This is a genomic window from Pseudomonas frigoris, assembly GCF_047758635.1.
Classification (GTDB): Bacteria; Pseudomonadota; Gammaproteobacteria; order Pseudomonadales; family Pseudomonadaceae; genus Aquipseudomonas; species Aquipseudomonas frigoris.
The window spans coordinates 2,513,352-2,528,697 of the sequence record NZ_CP180479.1 but is presented as its reverse complement, the minus strand read 5'-3'; the positions used below and the strand labels follow the sequence as shown (position 1 = coordinate 2,528,697).

Below are 15,346 nucleotides of genomic sequence, written 5' to 3'. Positions count from 1 at the left end.
CAAGTATGGCTGGGATTGCGTATTGCGCCTCCCCGTCGAGGCAGTATGCTTGCCCTCTGCTCAGCACTTTTACGGAGTCCACCGGCATGAGTTACACCTTCATCACCCTCGCATCTCCGGTGGGCGAGTTGAAGCTGGTCGCGAACGGCTCACGACTGGCAGCTATCCTCTGGGAAAACGACAAACCCGAGCGGGTGCCGCTTGGGCCGATGCGCGAGGCGCCGGATAATCCGATCCTGATGCGCACCGCTCAGCAGTTGCGGGAATACTTTGCGGGCACGCGCAATCGTTTCGACCTGGAACTGGATTTTGCCGGGACGGAATTTCAGAAGAAGGTCTGGACGGCGTTGCTGACCATTCCGTTTGGCGAGACTCGCAGCTATAGCGAGATTGCCCAACAGATCGGCAATCCCAGTGCAGTGAGGGCGGTGGGTGCGGCGAATGGCAAGAACCCGATTTCGATTGTTACGCCGTGTCATCGGGTGATTGGCGCTTCGGGGAAACTCACCGGGTTTGCCGGTGGGCTTGAGGCGAAGGAGCGGCTGCTGACACTAGAGGGCTGCGAGTGGTCAGGGGCCAGCAGGATGGATGATTCGTTTTGATGTAACGGAACGCCTATATCGTCGCCCGCAATTCCCGTGGCGACAGGCCATAGTGTGAGCGAAAGCGCACGGCAAAACGTGAGGCCGAGGCGTAACCGCTGGCACCGGCAATTTCACCGATGGGGCGAGACGTGGTTTGCAACCATTGCAGCGCCGTTGCCAGCCGAACGCTTTCCAGAATATTCCTGAAACTGTCCCCCTCATTGGCCAGTTGGCGACGCAACGTCGATTCCCCCAGGTTCAGGTGTTGTGCGACGTCCGCAACCGTCCAGTCTCTCTGCGGGCTGCCCATGACCAGCTGCTGCACACGTTCGCACAGTGGATCGTTGCGATCCATCAGCAGAGGTCCGGCCTGGCCGCCAAGGCACAGGCTCAGAAGAACCGCTTCCCCGTAATGTGTGCGTAATGCCTGCGGAGCGTCCCCATTGATGGAGGCCAACAATTGATCCCATGCCTGGGTTGTGTGCCTGTCCAGAGGGACGCATAGATCGGTCTTCAGTGCACCGCGACGACTCATGATCTGCTGGCTATATCGGGTGCTGAAGTGACGCAATGTCGAAACGGGAAAGGTCACCGCATCGGCGATGTAGTGACCGTGAAGGCCGGGGAAGTTTGAAATGCCAAGCTCGCGCCCGGCCGGCATCAGAATCAGGTGTTGCGGCCCTGCACGCATCTCCCGGTCATCCCATTGCAGCAGTTTTTCCCCCTGCCTGACTCGACACAAGGTGGTCACGAATACCGGCACCCGTTGCAATGTATGGGGCTGTCGCGCCCGTATGACACACGCATCGATAATGTTTTCCCGGTGCTGTATGCCGTCACAAGGGCGCATCATTCTTAACGTCCGTAAGTTGAAGTGATGGTCGCTTTAGCCAAGGCGTTGGCATTGAGCATATAACCCACCAAAGCGCCGCTGGCCTGGTTGTCGAGGGGTAGCTTATCGACTTTCAACGCCCATACGGTGAATTGATAGCGATGGGGCTTATTCCCTACAGGCGGGCAAGCCCCGCCAAATTCCGGCTGGCCATAATCGGTTCGACCTTGTACTGCACCGGCAGGCAAGTTCGAGCCTACCCCTCTTGGCACACTGCGGGTTGAAGCGGGCAAGTTGACCACCGTCCAATGCCACCAGCCGCTGCCGGTCGGCGCATCAGGATCGTAGACCGTGATCGCGTAACTTTTAGTACCCGCCGGAGCGTTGGCCCAGGTCAGTTCGGGAGAAGTATTACCCCCTTCGCAACCGAAACCCTGGAACACCTCGCGACTGGTCAGCGGGCGGTTTTCAGCAATATCCTGGCTCGTCAGCGAGAAGTCGGCAGCGTGTCCCGTGAGGACGCCTCCCATGGACAATGCGGATAGGATTGTTCTGATGTTCATCGTGACCTCATCTGAATCTTGGCGTGAAGCACGAGTCTAGAGAGCGCACAGGTTGATTACTGTGCCGAAATGCTCGACCAGTGTGCCGAAACGCTCTCTCGATTCAGATGCCCATTCAGCCTGCTCAAACCGGTCCGAAGATGCCCTTCATCGCCGCATACTGCAGCAACATGATGGTCTTCGCATCGCAGATCTCCCCGCGATAAAACGCCTCAAGTGCGTCGTCGAATTTCCATTCCAGCACTTCCAGCTCCTCGGTCTCCTCCTCCAGTCCGCCGCCATCACTGACCTTGGAAGCGGCATCGTATTCGGCGATGAAGAAATGCAGTTTTTCAGTCACCGAACCGGGGCTCATGTAGGCCTCGAACACCTTGTGCACATGGTGCACGCGATAACCGGTTTCTTCCTCGGCTTCTTCGCGGATGCGCTCTTCAGGCGCCGCACCTTCGAGCAGCCCCGCCGCCACTTCGATCAGCAGACCATCGTGGCCATTGACGAACACCGGCAACCTGAATTGCCGGGTCAACACCACGGTTTTCTTTTCGCGGTTGAACAGCAGAATCGCCGCGCCGTTGCCACGGTCATAGACCTCGCGGGTCTGGCGTTGCCATTCGCCGTTGTTGCGCAAGTAATCGAAGGTGATTTTCTTGAGCAGGTACCAGTCGTGGGACAACACCTGAGACTCGATGAGGTTGACCCGCTCGGCTGTGTTCGACATGACAATGCATCCCTTTTTTCGTCAGAAGGCGCACATCTTAGGCGAAAACGAAAGCCTGGCGCTAAGACAGTTGAGCCTTGTATTCCTTCTCATACTGACCCGCCAGCGTCTCTTTCTGTTTGTCGTCGAGCAACTTGCCGGCCATCTGGAAGAACTTCTGCTCTTCCTCTTCCAGGTGGTGATTGACCTTCTCGGCGAGCTTCTTCGCGACCGCCAGCCAGGCCGGGCTGGACATCTCGGTCTCGTCCAGTTCCTCCATCATTTCGTCCATCTCGTGATGTTCCGAAATGGCATGGCGGCTGAGGTCGACGCCGTTATCGAACTCCATCAGCGGGATGTAGAAATGGCGCTCTTCAGCGGTTTCGTGGGCCTGAAGTTCGGACTTGAGCTGCTTGTAAGCCTCGACCCGCTCGGGGGTGTCACCGCTGGTCTGGATCAGCGCATCGGCGTACGTGCGTTGGCGGTCGTGGCTTTCGCGTAAGGCTTCGAAAATATTCACGGAATTGTCCTCATAGGCCGCGTTCAGGAATGACGCTGTTTAGGCTAGACATCCGGGCGCGAGCAAGGGTTCCACTCAAGGGGCTGGAACAACCGCCAGCGCACACGTTAGGCTTACGGGTGTTGTCCCCTCATAGCCATAAGGATTTAGCTGATGGAACTGCGAATCGAACAGTCGCAAAACCCCACCGAAGACGAGGAGCAGGCGATCGTCCTGCCGTTGCGTGCCTATAACGCCTCAAAGGCCGGTGTCTCGACGCAGGAGCCCATTGCCTTGCTGATCCGCGACGAACAGGACGAGATTCTCGGCGGCCTGTATGGTCGGTTTTTTTATCAATGGTTGTACATCGAGTTGCTGTCGGTGCCAGAACAGGCCCGGGGACAGGGCATGGGCTCGAAATTGATGCAGATGGCCGAAGAGCTGGCGCGGGAGAAGGAATGCATCGGAATCTGGCTCGACACCTTCGACTTCCAGGCGCCAGAGTTCTACAAGAAGCTCGGCTACAGCGAGTTAGGCCAGATCGCTGACTACCCGCCAGGCCACAAGCGCTTCTTTTTTCAGAAGCGCCTGACAAACGTTTGATCGCTGGTACCGCCAAAAGATCGCAGCCTGCGGCAACTCCTACAATGGGCCGGCGTACACACCCTGTAGATACTCTGTTCACGGTCAAGCTTTCGCGAGATGTTTTTCGCTAAAAAGCTTGGCCGTATTAAATTCTTCTCCGGAGCGCATGCATGCCCATAACCCGGTTAGGTATTTGCGCATGACCGCACCGATGGCCTGCATTTTCTTCTTGCCGCGCGCTACCAGAGCCTCGTAGAAGGCCTTCACATTCTCATCACAACGAATTGCCGTCATCGCCGGCATGAACATCGCTGCGCGCAAGTAAGCATTACCGCATTTGGACATTCGCCCTGGTCGGTTCACGCTGGTGCCTGACTGGGTCAACCTGACATCCAGGCCTGCATAGCGGCTTACCTGCGCCGATTTAAGCGTTACCGGAAGGGTCGTCAGCTCAGCCAGTGCGGCGATGGCTGAGGCTTCTCCAACGCCGGGGGCCGCCATCATGCAGCGAAACTGCAAACTCAGATCCGGGCATTTGGCGATGGCATCACGTGCGGCTTTCTTCAAGCGATCAATCCGTGTGTCCAGCCCTGCAATCGCCTCTTTCTCATCCTCGATCAGCAGCTCCACACTCGTTTCTGTCGCTTGTAGCGCGTGTAATTCGTTTTTGGCTCGTGTTCGATGACCAATCAGCCGATTGATATGGCGGCCAATCGCACGCAGCGTCATTTGATCGGCAGTAGGCGCAACCCAAAGCCTGGGAGTCATGCGCTCGCCATATTCAGCCAGCAATTGAGCGTCTATCTGGTCAGTTTTGCTGTTTTGCAGCATCAATTTTGCAAAATTGTGGAAGCTTTTGGGGTTGATCACCGAGACCGGCAGGCCGGCGGCGTGCAACTCCAATGCAAGATCCAGGTAGTAAATGCCGGTGGCCTCCATGACCACGCTCAGCGGTTTGAGACCCAACATTTTTGTCACGGCAGCCTTACGTCCTTTGGGCGTGTGCTGAATATCCCACTGGCCTGATGTTCTACCGCTCTGCCGCCATCCCATGACAGACGTGCGCGCACCAATGTCTATGCCGACATGAGTATTCATGCTTTTCACTTCCCTGACTTTCGGTAAGATTGCTCCTGGTTCCCCCGACCTCGAACTTCATGCCACTGCAACCTTGTAATGCGAAGTCCGACTTGTCGGCTTCTCGATACTCTTCGTGGTGGGCAATGAGGCGGGGGGGCCTCTCTACAGACAAGGTCAGGAGCAAATCCTGCCTTCAGGAGCGATCGGCCTCCCCCAGAAACGCACTTGCTGTTGTATGAATCCTTGAGCGTAACCTCTCTCGTTGGAATCAAGGTCAACATACAAGGAGCTGCCGCAGGCTGCGATCTTTTGATCTTGCTTACAGGCAGGTCGCCAACGCCGCCAGTCGGCGCTTGGCGACAAAGTCGTCATGCTGCGCGTAATAATTCAGCACGGTGGCGGATGCGTCAGTCTTCACGTCCACAAAAGACTCCGCCGAGCGCGTGTAAACGGTAGTGCCGCCCTTCTCCCCAGGCTGCAAATACGCGCCAGCATCGATACCGAACACCGCCTCATCCTGCCAGGAAAACTGCACACACTGGGCGACGACTTTTTCCGGTTTGTCCGACGTCAGGGATTTGTACGGGGTTCCAGTACGGGCGTCATTCATCACCGAACCCGCGCAACCGGCCAGCAACGTTACGGCCAGCGCCACCATCAGAATTCGCATTGCGTTCGCTCATCAAGAAAAAGCGGACTGTATCACCGCGGCACGGCGTATCGTTCTGCTTTACTTCATTTATACCGCGACACCGAGTGACGATTCGCGCACCCTGTCGCGCCATTAACCCCGCATCGCCCGTTTTCCGGGCTTATTTTCTGGAAAGGTCATGACACCCAACGCCGAATATTACAAACCGACCGCTGAATATGCCGACAAGCTGATCAGCCAGATCGGTCAGACGCCGTCCTGGATTGCCAAGCGAATTGGCGTCACCGACAAGCGGATCCGTTACATCCTCGACGGTGAAAGAACCGTCAAAGGCGAAACCACGCCGATTCAAATGACCTACCCCGAGCAGTTTGCCCTCGAATGCCTGGCAGCAGCGGCCAAGGCCAGCAAGAAGCAGTCTTCGTAATCCAGCCTCAAGGAGCGACCATGGCGGCAACCGAACAGCAACACGAGCAAGCGCTGAAGAAGTTTCTCGATGAGCGCCCTGAACTGCGCGTCGAACTCGACAACCTCAACCCACTGTTGGCTCAGGCCAAGGGCGAGACCGCGGCGCAGTACCGCGACGAGCGCTTGCATGAAGCCTTCGAAGCCGAGGCCGAGCGCCTGGGATTGTTTGCCTGGGAGCTGACGCTGCAACTGACTGCCGCGACGGCCGAGGACTATCAGGCACAGCGCCTGGAAGTGCACAAGGAAGTGGCCGAGATGGCCGGCATGGACTGGCTGGAGTATTGCGAGTTATATGGATTGAGTAAGTGACCATTTCGGTCGCTGCCTGAGGACGACCTTCGCTGATGTTGCCATCCCTCTCCACTGACCGCGCCAGTCCAGGCCATCTGCATACCCGCAAATGGCGCGGACGCATCGGCATGTCGCTGGTGGCCAGCCTCTCGGTGCTCGCGGGCATGACCGACGCCATCGGCTTCATGGCCAGCGGCGATTTCGTCTCGTTCATGAGCGGCAACACCACCCGCCTCGCCGTCGCCATCAGCGACGGCGACCTGGGCCTGACCTTGCGCCTGGTGATCCTCGTCGGCACCTTCATCGTCGGCAACGCCTTGGGGATTGTCGTCAGCCGCCTCGGCGGTCGCCGCGCGCTGCCCTTGCTGCTGTGCATCGCCACGCTGCTCTGCGGCGCCGCTGCCTGGCCCTACGACGAACAATTGCCAGCACTACTGGCGGCGATCATCGCCATGGGCATGCTCAATGCCGCCGTGGAAGAAGTGAACGGCCTGCCGGTCGGCCTGACTTACGTCACTGGTGCCTTGTCGCGCTTTGGCCGTGGGCTGGGACGCTGGATGCTTGGCGAACGGCGCAACGGTTGGCGCGTGCAACTGATCCCCTGGACGGGAATGTTTGCCGGCGCGGTACTCGGCGCCGTGCTGGAACATCATCTGGGGCTCAAGGCGTTGTTTGTCAGCGGTCTGCTGGCCGGCGCGGTCGGGCTGCTGTCGCTGAAAATTCCGCGGCGCTGGCAGTTGGGTTATATGCCACGTTAGATCCAACATTTACGTTGCCCGGTAGTCCGCTTTCGCGAGCAAGCCCGCTCCCACAGGGAAGCTGCGGCGGATCGCAATTTTATGATCGACACAAATCTAGTGTGGGAGCGGCGGTGCGACGATTCGACTTGCTCGCGAAGGGGGCGACTCGGTCCCAAGGGAAAACCCATTTAGCCGCCCCGGCGATAAAGCTTTATCATGGCCGCAGTTTTACTCATCGAGTCCGTCATGAAGTTCGCCATCGCGCTGTTTTCCGCCGCCCATGCGCCCTCCTCGCGCCGCGCCTTATTGTTTGCTCAGGCTGCGCTGGCCGGCGGGCATGAGATTGTCCGGCTGTTTTTCTATCAGGACGGCGTCTACAACGCCTCCGCAAGCGTGGTCACGCCGCAGGATGAGCAGGACTTGCCCAAGCAATGGCGCAATTTCGTCACCGAGCATCAACTGGACGGCGTCGTGTGTATCGCGGCCGCCCTGCGTCGTGGCGTGCTGAACGAAGAAGAAGCCGGGCGCTATCAGCGTGAAGCCGTGGCGGTGGGTTCGCCGTGGGAATTATCTGGTCTGGGCCAGTTGCATGACGCGGTGCAGGACGCTGACCGCCTGATCTGTTTCGGAGGCGCGTGAGATGCCTAAATCCTTGCTGATTATCAGCCGTCAGGCGCCCTGGTCCGGGCCGAGTGCGCGGGAAGCGCTGGACATCGTGCTGGCCGGCGGTGCCTTTGATCTGCCGATCGGCCTGCTGTTTCTCGATGACGGGGTGTTCCAGCTCGCCGCGAAACAGAATGCCAAGGCCCTCCAGCAGAAGGACCTGAGCGCCAATCTGCAAGCCTTGCCGATGTTCGGTATCGAAGACCTGTTCGTCTGTGGCGACAGCGTTGCGGAACGGGGCCTGGACCCGGCCGGCTTGTCGCTGGAAGAAGCTCAAGTGCTGGCCGCCCACGAAATCACCGCACTTATTGACCGTTACGACCAAGTGATCACCCTCTGATGTCGACTTTGCATGTGTTGTCTCATTCCCCGTTCGGCGACGATCGCCTGACCAGTTGCCTGCGCTTGATGGGCGCTGACGATGCGCTGCTGCTGACTGGCGACGCGGCCTATGCGCTGCAACCAGGCACCGCGCCTTTCAATGCGCTGAACGCCCGCAATCTGAAACTGTTCGTATTGGCCGAAGACGCCCAGGCTCGCGCGCTGGAGATTCCTGACACGGCCAAGGCCATCGATTACCCGGCCTTTGTCGAGCTGTCGATTCATTACGACAAGGTCAACAGTTGGCTATGAACTCCCTTACGGTCGGCGCACGCGCCATCGAGTTGGACAAGGACGGTTTCCTGGTCGAACTGAGCGACTGGTCCTCCGACGTGGCCAGCGCCCTGGCCGCCGCCGAAGACATCGAGTTGAGCCCCGAACACTGGGAAATCCTCGAACTGCTGCGCAGTTTCTATGCCGAATTCCAGTTGTCGCCGGCCACTCGTCCGCTGATCAAATACACCGCGCTGAAGCTGGGCCCGGACAAGGGCAACAGCCTGCACCTGAACCGACTGTTCAAAGGCACCCCTGCCAAACTCGCCGCGAAACTGGCGGGCCTGCCCAAACCGACGAATTGCTTATGACCGACTACCCAGCGCTGACCCTCGAAACACCCGCCGAACACCCGTTCGCCCAGTTCGTGCGCATCCTCGGCAAAGGCAAACGCGGCGCCCGCGACTTGACCCGTGAGGAAGCCCGTGAAGCCATGGGCATGGTGCTCGACCACAAAGTCGAAGACACCCAGCTCGGCGCATTCCTGATGTTGTTGCGGCACAAGGAAGAAAGCGCTGAGGAGATGGCGGGTTTTACCGAAGCTTTGCGCGAACGTCTGAATCCGCCGGCACTGGCCGTCGATCTGGACTGGCCGACGTATGCCGGCAAGAAGCGTCACCTGCCGTGGTATCTGCTGGCGGCCAAGTGCCTGGCGCAGAACGGCGTGCGGATCTTCATGCACGGCGGTGGTGCACACACGTCCGGTCGGCTGTACAGCGAGCAATTGCTGGACGAGTTGAAGATTCCGTTGTGCCGCGACTGGCAGCAGGTCGGCGAGGCGCTCGATAACGGCGGTCTGGCCTTCATGCCGCTGGTGGATTGGGCGCCCCAGCTTCAGCGCATGATCGAGCTGCGCAATACATTGGGCCTGCGTTCGCCAATCCATTCCCTGACGCGGATTCTCAACCCGTTGGGTGCTCGCTGTGGCCTGCAAAGCATTTTCCACCCCGGTTACCAGGCGGTGCATCGCGATGCCAGCGGTTTGCTCGGCGATACCGCGATCGTGGTGAAAGGCGACGGCGGCGAAATCGAGATCAACCCGGACGCCGACAGTCACCTGTATGGCACCACGGGTGGTGAAAGCTGGGACGAGGAATGGCCGCAGCTTTCGGCACAACGCCACGTCAAACCGGCCACCCTCGATCCCGAGCATTTGAAAGCCGTGTGGCGTGGCGACGTAGTCGACAGCTATCCGCAAATGGCACTGATCTCGACCATGGCCCTGGCCTTGCGCGGCCTCGGCCAAACCCGCGAACACGCCTTCGAAACCGCCCAGCAGTATTGGGACGCTCGGGACAAATCGATTTAACCGATCATAAGCGCCCAACCTTTGCGCTTTTTTATCGAACCTATGCGAATAGACTCCTCTCCAACGCTTATTGGCTGAGGAGTCTTGAACATGGGTTTGTTAGTTGAAGGTCGCTGGCATGACCAGTGGTACGAAAGCGGCAAGGACGGCGCGTTCCAGCGTGAACAGGCGCAGCGTCGTAACTGGCTGACCGCCGACGGCAAACCCGGCCCGACAGGTGTCGGAGGCTTTGCGGCCGAGGCCGGTCGTTATCACCTCTACGTGTCCCTCGCCTGTCCATGGGCTCACCGCACGCTGATCCTGCGCAAACTCAAAGGCCTCGAAAGCCTCATCGACGTCTCGGTGGTCAGTTGGTTGATGCTGGAAAACGGCTGGACCTTCGACCAGAACCTCGGATCGACCGGGGACAAGCTCGATCATTTCAATTTCATGCACCAGCGCTACACCGCCGATACCGCCGACTACACCGGCCGCGTCACGGTGCCGGTGCTCTGGGACAAACAGCACAATCGCATCGTCAACAATGAATCGGCGGAGATCATCCGCATGTTCAATGGCGCCTTCGATGATTTGACGGGTAATGACCTGGATTTCTACCCGGCGCCGCTTCGGGGCGAGATCGACGCGCTGAACGAACGGATTTATCCGGCGGTGAACAATGGCGTGTATCGCGCAGGGTTTGCCACGTCGCAGCAGGCGTATGAAGAGGCGTTCGAAGGATTGTTCGAGGAGCTTGATCGACTGGAACAGTTGTTGGCCGCCAATCGTTATCTGACCGGCGAATACCTGACTGAAGCTGATATTCGGCTGTTCACCACGTTGATTCGCTTTGATGCCGTGTATCACGGGCACTTCAAGTGCAACCTGCGGCGGATCGCCGATTATCCGAACCTGTCGAACTGGCTGCGGGAGATTTATCAGTGGCCGGGGATTGCCGAGACGGTGGATTTTGAGCACATCAAGAATCACTACTATGGCAGCCACAAGACCATCAATCCGACCGGGATCGTGCCTAAAGGGCCGGCGCAGGATTTCACAGCACCGCATGATCGCGAGCGGTTGAGCGGGAAAGGGGTTTGGCAGAAGCATTAAGATCAAAAGATCGCAGCCTTCGGCAGCTCCTACAGGATTACGCGATCCCCTGTAGGAGCTGCCGAAGGCTGCGATCTTTTTCCAACAAGCAACGCAGAACTCAGACCTGCGCCTGAGCCCCTTCAAACCACGCCAGTTTCTCGCGCAACTGCACCACTTCCCCAACGATCACCAGCGTCGGCGCATGCACTTCATGCTCCGCCACCAGACTTGGCAAATCCGCCAACGTGCCGGTAAACACCCGCTGATTAACGGTGGTGCCCTGCTGGATCAACGCCGCTGGCGTATCCGCCGCGCGACCATGCTTGATCAATTGCTCGCAGATGATCGGCAAGCCCACCAACCCCATGTAAAACACCAGGGTTTGCGCCGGCGCAACCAGGTCGGCCCACGGCAAATCGGTAGAACCGTCCTTGAGGTGTCCGGTGACAAAACGCACCGACTGCGCGTAATCGCGGTGAGTCAGCGGAATCCCGGCATACGCCGCGCAACCGCTGGCCGCGGTGATACCCGGCACCACCTGGAACGGGATGCCATGGGCCGCCAGTTCTTCGATCTCTTCACCGCCGCGACCGAAGATGAACGGATCACCGCCCTTCAACCGCACAACCCGCTTGCCTTGCTTGGCCAAATCCACCAATTGCTGGTTGATCTGATCCTGCGGCACGGCGTGATCGGCGCGACGCTTGCCGACGTAAATCCGCTCGGCATCGCGACGGCACAAATCCAGAATCGCCGGCGCCACCAAGCGGTCATACAGCACCACATCGGCTTGCTGCATCAGACGCAACGCACGGAAGGTCAGCAGGTCGGGATCACCCGGGCCGGCGCCCACCAAATAGACTTCGCCCGTTGCATTCGGTGCTTCACCGGCAATTTTCGCCAGCATCAAGCGCTCGGCTTCGGCGCCCTGCCCGGCCAGTTGCCGGTCGGCAATCGGGCCCTGGAACACATCTTCCCAGAACGCCCGACGCTGCTGCACATCCGGGAACAGGTGTTTGACCTGGCTGCGAAAACGCGCTGCCAGGCCGGCCAGTTGACCGTAGGTGGAAGGAATCCAGGTTTCCAGTTTGGCGCGGATCAACCGCGCCAGCACCGGCGCATCGCCGCCGCTGGAGACCGCTACGATCAAAGGAGAACGGTCGACGATCGCAGGGAAGATCACGCTGCACAAGGCTGGCGCGTCCACCACGTTGACCGGCACGCAACGCCGATGGGCATCAGCGGAGACTTGCGCGTTCAGCGGTTCGTCGTCGGTGGCAGCGATGATCAGCCCGCAACCGTCCAGGTCCGACTCAACGTAGCCTTGCACCAGACACTCACCACCACTACCGGCAACCAGTTCGCGCAGTTGCGGTTCGATTTCAGGTGCGACCACCCGCAGCAGCGCACCGGATTCGGCCAGCAGGCGGGATTTGCGCAAGGCAATCTCCCCCCCGCCGACGACCAAGACACGACTGCCGCGAAGGTTATGGAACAGCGGCAGATAGTCCATTTAGCCGATGACCTCAAGGCCACCCATGTACGGTTTCAGCACGTCTGGCACTCGGATCGAACCGTCGGCTTGCTGGTAGTTTTCCAGCACCGCCACCAGGGTACGACCGACCGCCAGGCCGGAACCGTTCAAGGTGTGAACCAGTTCAGGCTTGCCGGTTTCCGGGTTGCGGAAACGCGCTTGCATGCGACGGGCCTGGAAGTCGCCGCAGTTGGAGCACGACGAAATCTCGCGGTATTTGTCCTGGCTCGGGATCCACACTTCCAGGTCGTAGGTCTTGACCGCGCTGAAGCCCATGTCGCCAGTGCACAGCGCAATGGTGCGATAGGGCAGCTCGAGCAATTGCAGGACTTTTTCAGCATTGGCAGTCAAGCCTTCCAGCGCTTCCATCGAGGTCGACGGCTCAACGATCTGGACCATTTCAACCTTGTCGAACTGGTGCTGACGGATCATGCCGCGTGTATCGCGACCCGAAGCACCAGCCTCACTGCGGAAGCAAGGGGTGTGGGCGACGAACTTGATCGGCAACAGTTTCGAATCGACGATTTCGCCAGCGACGATGTTGGTCAGCGACACTTCAGCGGTCGGGATCAGGTACAGATCGGCTTCGCCTTCGCGAGCAATCTTGAACAGGTCTTCTTCGAACTTCGGCAGCTGACCCGTGCCTTGCAGCGCCGGCGCTTGAACCAGATAAGGCGTGTACGCCTCTTCGTAGCCGTGTTCGCTGGTGTGCAGGTTGATCATGAACTGCGCCAAGGCGCGGTGCATACGAGCAATCGGACCACGCAACAGGGCGAAACGGGCACCGGACAGCTTGGCGGCGGTTTCGAAGTCGAGCCAACCGAACTTCTCGCCCAGGGCGACGTGATCCTGAACCGGGAAATCGAACGCGGTCGGGGTGCCCCAGCGGCGCACTTCGACGTTGCCGTCTTCGTCATCACCGATCGGCACGGACTCGTGCGGCAGGTTCGGGATGCCGAGCAGGATCGAATCCAGATCGGTCTGAATCCCGTCCAGCTCGACTTTACCGTCGCTCAACTCGTTCGCCATGCGCTCGACGTCGGCCATCAGCGGCGCGATGTCTTCGCCACGCTGCTTGGCCTGGCCGATGGATTTGGAGCGCGCATTACGGTCTGCCTGCAGTGCTTCGGTGCGGGTCTGGACGGTCTTGCGCTGTTCTTCCAGCGCTTCGATGCGCGCAACATCCAGCGTGTAGCCACGGGATGCCAGGCGGTCCGCTACGTCCTGAAGGTTGCTACGTAACAGTTTGGAATCGAGCATGTCGGTCTCTCGTTATCAAAGTTTGGTCAAGGACAGGCCAGCCCAGGTAGCGAGCAGCCCGCCGAATACGCTGATGGCAGCATAGACAAAAGCCAGCGGTATTTGCCCGGTTTCCAGCAGACGCACCGTATCCAGTGAAAAAGATGAAAAAGTCGTCAGCCCCCCGAGGAAGCCGACCATCAACCCGGCGCGCACCTCGATCGGCACCTCCGGGCGTACTAAAAACAGACCGTATAGAACGCCGATCAGCAAACAGCCGACGATATTAACGGCCAGCGTCGCGGTATAGAAGTGCCGCGGCCAATTAGCGTTGATCCAGTTCCCCGTGGCAAAGCGTAAAAGCGTTCCGGCGATACCGCCCACGGAAACGGCAACGATCAAAGGGATCACTATTTTCTCCGCTGCCGAGGGCTGAGACGGTCAAGTTGCGCGAGATGATTGAGCTTCTCGCCGATCTTCAGCTCCAGGCCACGCGGCACCGGCTGATAGAACGGTTGCGGCTCGAGTTCTTCCGGGAAATAGTCTTCGCCAGCGGCGTAAGCGTCCGGCTCATCGTGGGCGTAACGGTATTCGTCGCCATAACCCAGTTGCTTCATCAATTTGGTCGGCGCGTTGCGCAGGTGCAGCGGCACTTCCAGCGAACCGTGTTCGGTGGCGCTGCGCATGGCGGCTTTGAACCCCATGTACACCGCGTTGCTTTTCGGCGCGCAGGCCAGATAGGTAATGGCCTGGGCCACTGCCAACTCGCCTTCGGGGCTGCCGAGGCGCTCCTGCACTTCCCATGCCGCCAGGCACAGGCTCAGGGCGCGGGGATCGGCGTTGCCGATGTCTTCGCTGGCCATACGCACCACGCGCCGGGCCAGGTACAGCGGATCGCAACCGCCGTCGATCATTCGGGCGAACCAGTACAGTGCACCGTCGGGATTGGAGCCGCGCACGGATTTATGCAGCGCAGAGATCTGGTCGTAAAACGCTTCACCGCCCTTGTCGAAACGCCGGCGGGTGTCACCGAGCAGGCTTTGCAGCAGGTCGACGCCGATCTCGCTGTTGTCTTCAGCCAGGTCCGAGGCGTTTTCCAGCAGGTTGAGCAGACGCCGGCCATCGCCATCGGCGGCCGACAGCAGCATCTGGAAACCTTCATCACTGAGGCTCAGTTGCCGCTTACCCAAACCACGCTCTTCGGTCAGCGCGCGATGCACCAACTTGCGCAGGGCCGCTTCATCGAGGCTTTTGAGCACGTAGACGCGGGCCCGGGAGAGCAAAGCGTTGTTGAGTTCAAACGAAGGGTTTTCAGTGGTTGCACCGATGAAAATCAGCGTACCGTCTTCGACGTATGGCAGGAACGCATCCTGCTGGGACTTGTTGAAGCGATGCACTTCATCGACGAAGAGGATGGTCCGCTTGCCGTACTGACCGGCCTGCTGTTTGGCGATTTCCACCGCCTGACGGATTTCCTTCACGCCGGCCAGTACCGCCGACACCGTTTCGAAGTGCGCATCCGAGACTTCCGCCAGCAGCCGCGCCAGGGTGGTTTTTCCCACACCCGGCGGGCCCCAGAAAATCATCGAGTGCAGGGCACCCTGCTCCAGGGCTTCGCGCAAAGGCTTGCCGCGAGCGAGCACGTGTTCCTGACCGACGTACTCGTCCAGATTGGCGGCACGCAAACGGGCGGCCAGGGGCTGAGCAATCGGGGCACTGCGAAACAGGTCCATCACTACTGTTGAAACCTCACTGGGTCCTGATGCCGGTCATTCAAATTACTAAACACCACATTCCCTGTGGGAGCGGGCTTGCTCGCGAAGAGGCCGTGTCAGTCGACATCATTGTTGTCTGATACTCCGCTTTCGCGAGCAAGCCCGCT

The 15,346-nt window shown here is 59.3% G+C and carries 21 protein-coding genes; 11 read left to right on the top strand and 10 right to left on the bottom strand.

Annotated elements, in window-relative coordinates:
- Window positions 1-86 precede the first annotated feature (86 nt).
- Window positions 87-602, top strand: coding sequence for a methylated-DNA--[protein]-cysteine S-methyltransferase (locus tag ACMXYH_RS11465; protein WP_415767115.1), 516 nt, complete (start codon window positions 87-89; stop codon window positions 600-602).
- Window positions 603-615: 13 nt separating this feature from the next.
- On the opposite strand, the gene ACMXYH_RS11460 is transcribed toward ACMXYH_RS11465, so the two are convergent.
- The 4 genes from ACMXYH_RS11460 to ACMXYH_RS11445 all read right to left on the bottom strand — a co-directional run bounded on the left by ACMXYH_RS11460 (window position 616) and on the right by ACMXYH_RS11445 (window position 3,196).
- Complete coding sequence (locus tag ACMXYH_RS11460; RefSeq protein ID WP_129445049.1) at window positions 616-1,434, bottom strand: helix-turn-helix transcriptional regulator; 819 nt, start codon at window positions 1,432-1,434, stop codon at window positions 616-618.
- Window positions 1,435-1,439: 5 nt separating this feature from the next.
- Window positions 1,440-1,979 carry a YbhB/YbcL family Raf kinase inhibitor-like protein gene (locus ACMXYH_RS11455; protein ID WP_129436882.1) on the bottom strand — a complete coding sequence of 180 codons (540 nt, stop codon included), beginning with the start codon at window positions 1,977-1,979 and terminating at the stop codon, window positions 1,440-1,442.
- Window positions 1,980-2,103: 124 nt separating this feature from the next.
- Window positions 2,104-2,697, bottom strand: a complete 594-nt coding sequence (locus ACMXYH_RS11450; protein WP_415767114.1) for an NUDIX domain-containing protein — start codon at window positions 2,695-2,697, stop codon at window positions 2,104-2,106.
- Window positions 2,698-2,758: 61 nt separating this feature from the next.
- Entirely contained in the window at window positions 2,759-3,196 is a 438-nt protein-coding gene (locus ACMXYH_RS11445) for a hemerythrin domain-containing protein (RefSeq protein ID WP_134422604.1), read from the bottom strand.
- A 153-nt stretch (window positions 3,197-3,349) separates the two neighbouring features.
- On the opposite strand from ACMXYH_RS11445, the gene ACMXYH_RS11440 reads away from it, so the two are divergent.
- Entirely contained in the window at window positions 3,350-3,778 is a 429-nt protein-coding gene (locus tag ACMXYH_RS11440; RefSeq protein WP_129436885.1) for a GNAT family N-acetyltransferase, read from the top strand.
- A gap of 84 nt (window positions 3,779-3,862) precedes the next feature.
- Here the strand turns inward: ACMXYH_RS11440 and ACMXYH_RS11435 are convergent, their stop codons facing one another.
- Both ACMXYH_RS11435 and ACMXYH_RS11430 read right to left on the bottom strand, forming a co-directional pair.
- Window positions 3,863-4,858, bottom strand: a complete 996-nt coding sequence (locus ACMXYH_RS11435; RefSeq protein ID WP_415765780.1) for an IS110 family transposase — start codon at window positions 4,856-4,858, stop codon at window positions 3,863-3,865.
- 301 nt (window positions 4,859-5,159) lie between these two features.
- Window positions 5,160-5,510, bottom strand: coding sequence for a hypothetical protein (locus ACMXYH_RS11430; RefSeq protein ID WP_415767113.1), 351 nt, complete (start codon window positions 5,508-5,510; stop codon window positions 5,160-5,162).
- Between the two features lie 160 nt (window positions 5,511-5,670).
- Between ACMXYH_RS11430 and ACMXYH_RS11425 the strand changes: the two genes are divergently transcribed.
- From ACMXYH_RS11425 to ACMXYH_RS11385, 9 genes are all read left to right on the top strand, one after another.
- Window positions 5,671-5,919: a hypothetical protein gene (locus tag ACMXYH_RS11425; RefSeq protein ID WP_008154823.1), complete on the top strand. Its 249-nt coding sequence runs from the start codon at window positions 5,671-5,673 to the stop codon at window positions 5,917-5,919.
- Window positions 5,920-5,939: 20 nt separating this feature from the next.
- Complete coding sequence (locus ACMXYH_RS11420; protein ID WP_134422612.1) at window positions 5,940-6,269, top strand: DUF6388 family protein; 330 nt, start codon at window positions 5,940-5,942, stop codon at window positions 6,267-6,269.
- A gap of 35 nt (window positions 6,270-6,304) precedes the next feature.
- A complete protein-coding gene (locus ACMXYH_RS11415) occupies window positions 6,305-7,009 on the top strand; it encodes a YoaK family protein (protein WP_008154827.1) in 705 nt (234 codons plus the stop codon).
- A 228-nt stretch (window positions 7,010-7,237) separates the two neighbouring features.
- On the top strand, window positions 7,238-7,630 hold the full coding sequence (tusD, locus tag ACMXYH_RS11410) for a sulfurtransferase complex subunit TusD (protein WP_129436890.1): 393 nt from the start codon (window positions 7,238-7,240) through the stop codon (window positions 7,628-7,630).
- A 1-nt stretch (window position 7,631) separates the two neighbouring features.
- Window positions 7,632-7,994: a sulfurtransferase complex subunit TusC gene (gene tusC, locus ACMXYH_RS11405; protein ID WP_415767112.1), complete on the top strand. Its 363-nt coding sequence runs from the start codon at window positions 7,632-7,634 to the stop codon at window positions 7,992-7,994.
- The gene (gene tusB / locus ACMXYH_RS11400; RefSeq protein ID WP_129436892.1) at window positions 7,994-8,287 is read left to right on the top strand and encodes a sulfurtransferase complex subunit TusB; all 294 of its coding nucleotides are present in this window, start codon (window positions 7,994-7,996) and stop codon (window positions 8,285-8,287) included. Before tusC ends, tusB begins: the two co-directional genes overlap by 1 nt.
- Window positions 8,284-8,619 carry a TusE/DsrC/DsvC family sulfur relay protein gene (locus ACMXYH_RS11395; protein ID WP_129436893.1) on the top strand — a complete coding sequence of 112 codons (336 nt, stop codon included), beginning with the start codon at window positions 8,284-8,286 and terminating at the stop codon, window positions 8,617-8,619. Before tusB ends, ACMXYH_RS11395 begins: the two co-directional genes overlap by 4 nt.
- Window positions 8,616-9,617 (top strand): glycosyl transferase family protein, encoded by a 1,002-nt coding sequence (locus tag ACMXYH_RS11390; protein WP_415767111.1) that lies wholly within the window; start codon window positions 8,616-8,618, stop codon window positions 9,615-9,617. Before ACMXYH_RS11395 ends, ACMXYH_RS11390 begins: the two co-directional genes overlap by 4 nt.
- Before the next feature lie 90 nt (window positions 9,618-9,707).
- On the top strand, window positions 9,708-10,709 hold the full coding sequence (locus tag ACMXYH_RS11385; protein WP_415767110.1) for a glutathione S-transferase family protein: 1,002 nt from the start codon (window positions 9,708-9,710) through the stop codon (window positions 10,707-10,709).
- A gap of 100 nt (window positions 10,710-10,809) precedes the next feature.
- On the opposite strand, the gene cysG is transcribed toward ACMXYH_RS11385, so the two are convergent.
- Genes cysG through ACMXYH_RS11365 form a run of 4 tightly spaced genes read right to left on the bottom strand, consistent with a single transcriptional unit; the run spans window position 10,810 to window position 15,197 of the window.
- Entirely contained in the window at window positions 10,810-12,204 is a 1,395-nt protein-coding gene (gene cysG / locus ACMXYH_RS11380; RefSeq protein ID WP_415767109.1) for a siroheme synthase CysG, read from the bottom strand.
- The gene (gene serS, locus ACMXYH_RS11375) at window positions 12,205-13,485 is read right to left on the bottom strand and encodes a serine--tRNA ligase (protein ID WP_415767108.1); all 1,281 of its coding nucleotides are present in this window, start codon (window positions 13,483-13,485) and stop codon (window positions 12,205-12,207) included.
- A 15-nt stretch (window positions 13,486-13,500) separates the two neighbouring features.
- A complete protein-coding gene (crcB, locus tag ACMXYH_RS11370) occupies window positions 13,501-13,875 on the bottom strand; it encodes a fluoride efflux transporter CrcB (protein ID WP_008154847.1) in 375 nt (124 codons plus the stop codon).
- A complete protein-coding gene (locus ACMXYH_RS11365; protein WP_223449308.1) occupies window positions 13,875-15,197 on the bottom strand; it encodes a replication-associated recombination protein A in 1,323 nt (440 codons plus the stop codon). Before ACMXYH_RS11365 ends, crcB begins: the two co-directional genes overlap by 1 nt.
- Between the last annotated feature and the right edge of the window lie 149 nt (window positions 15,198-15,346).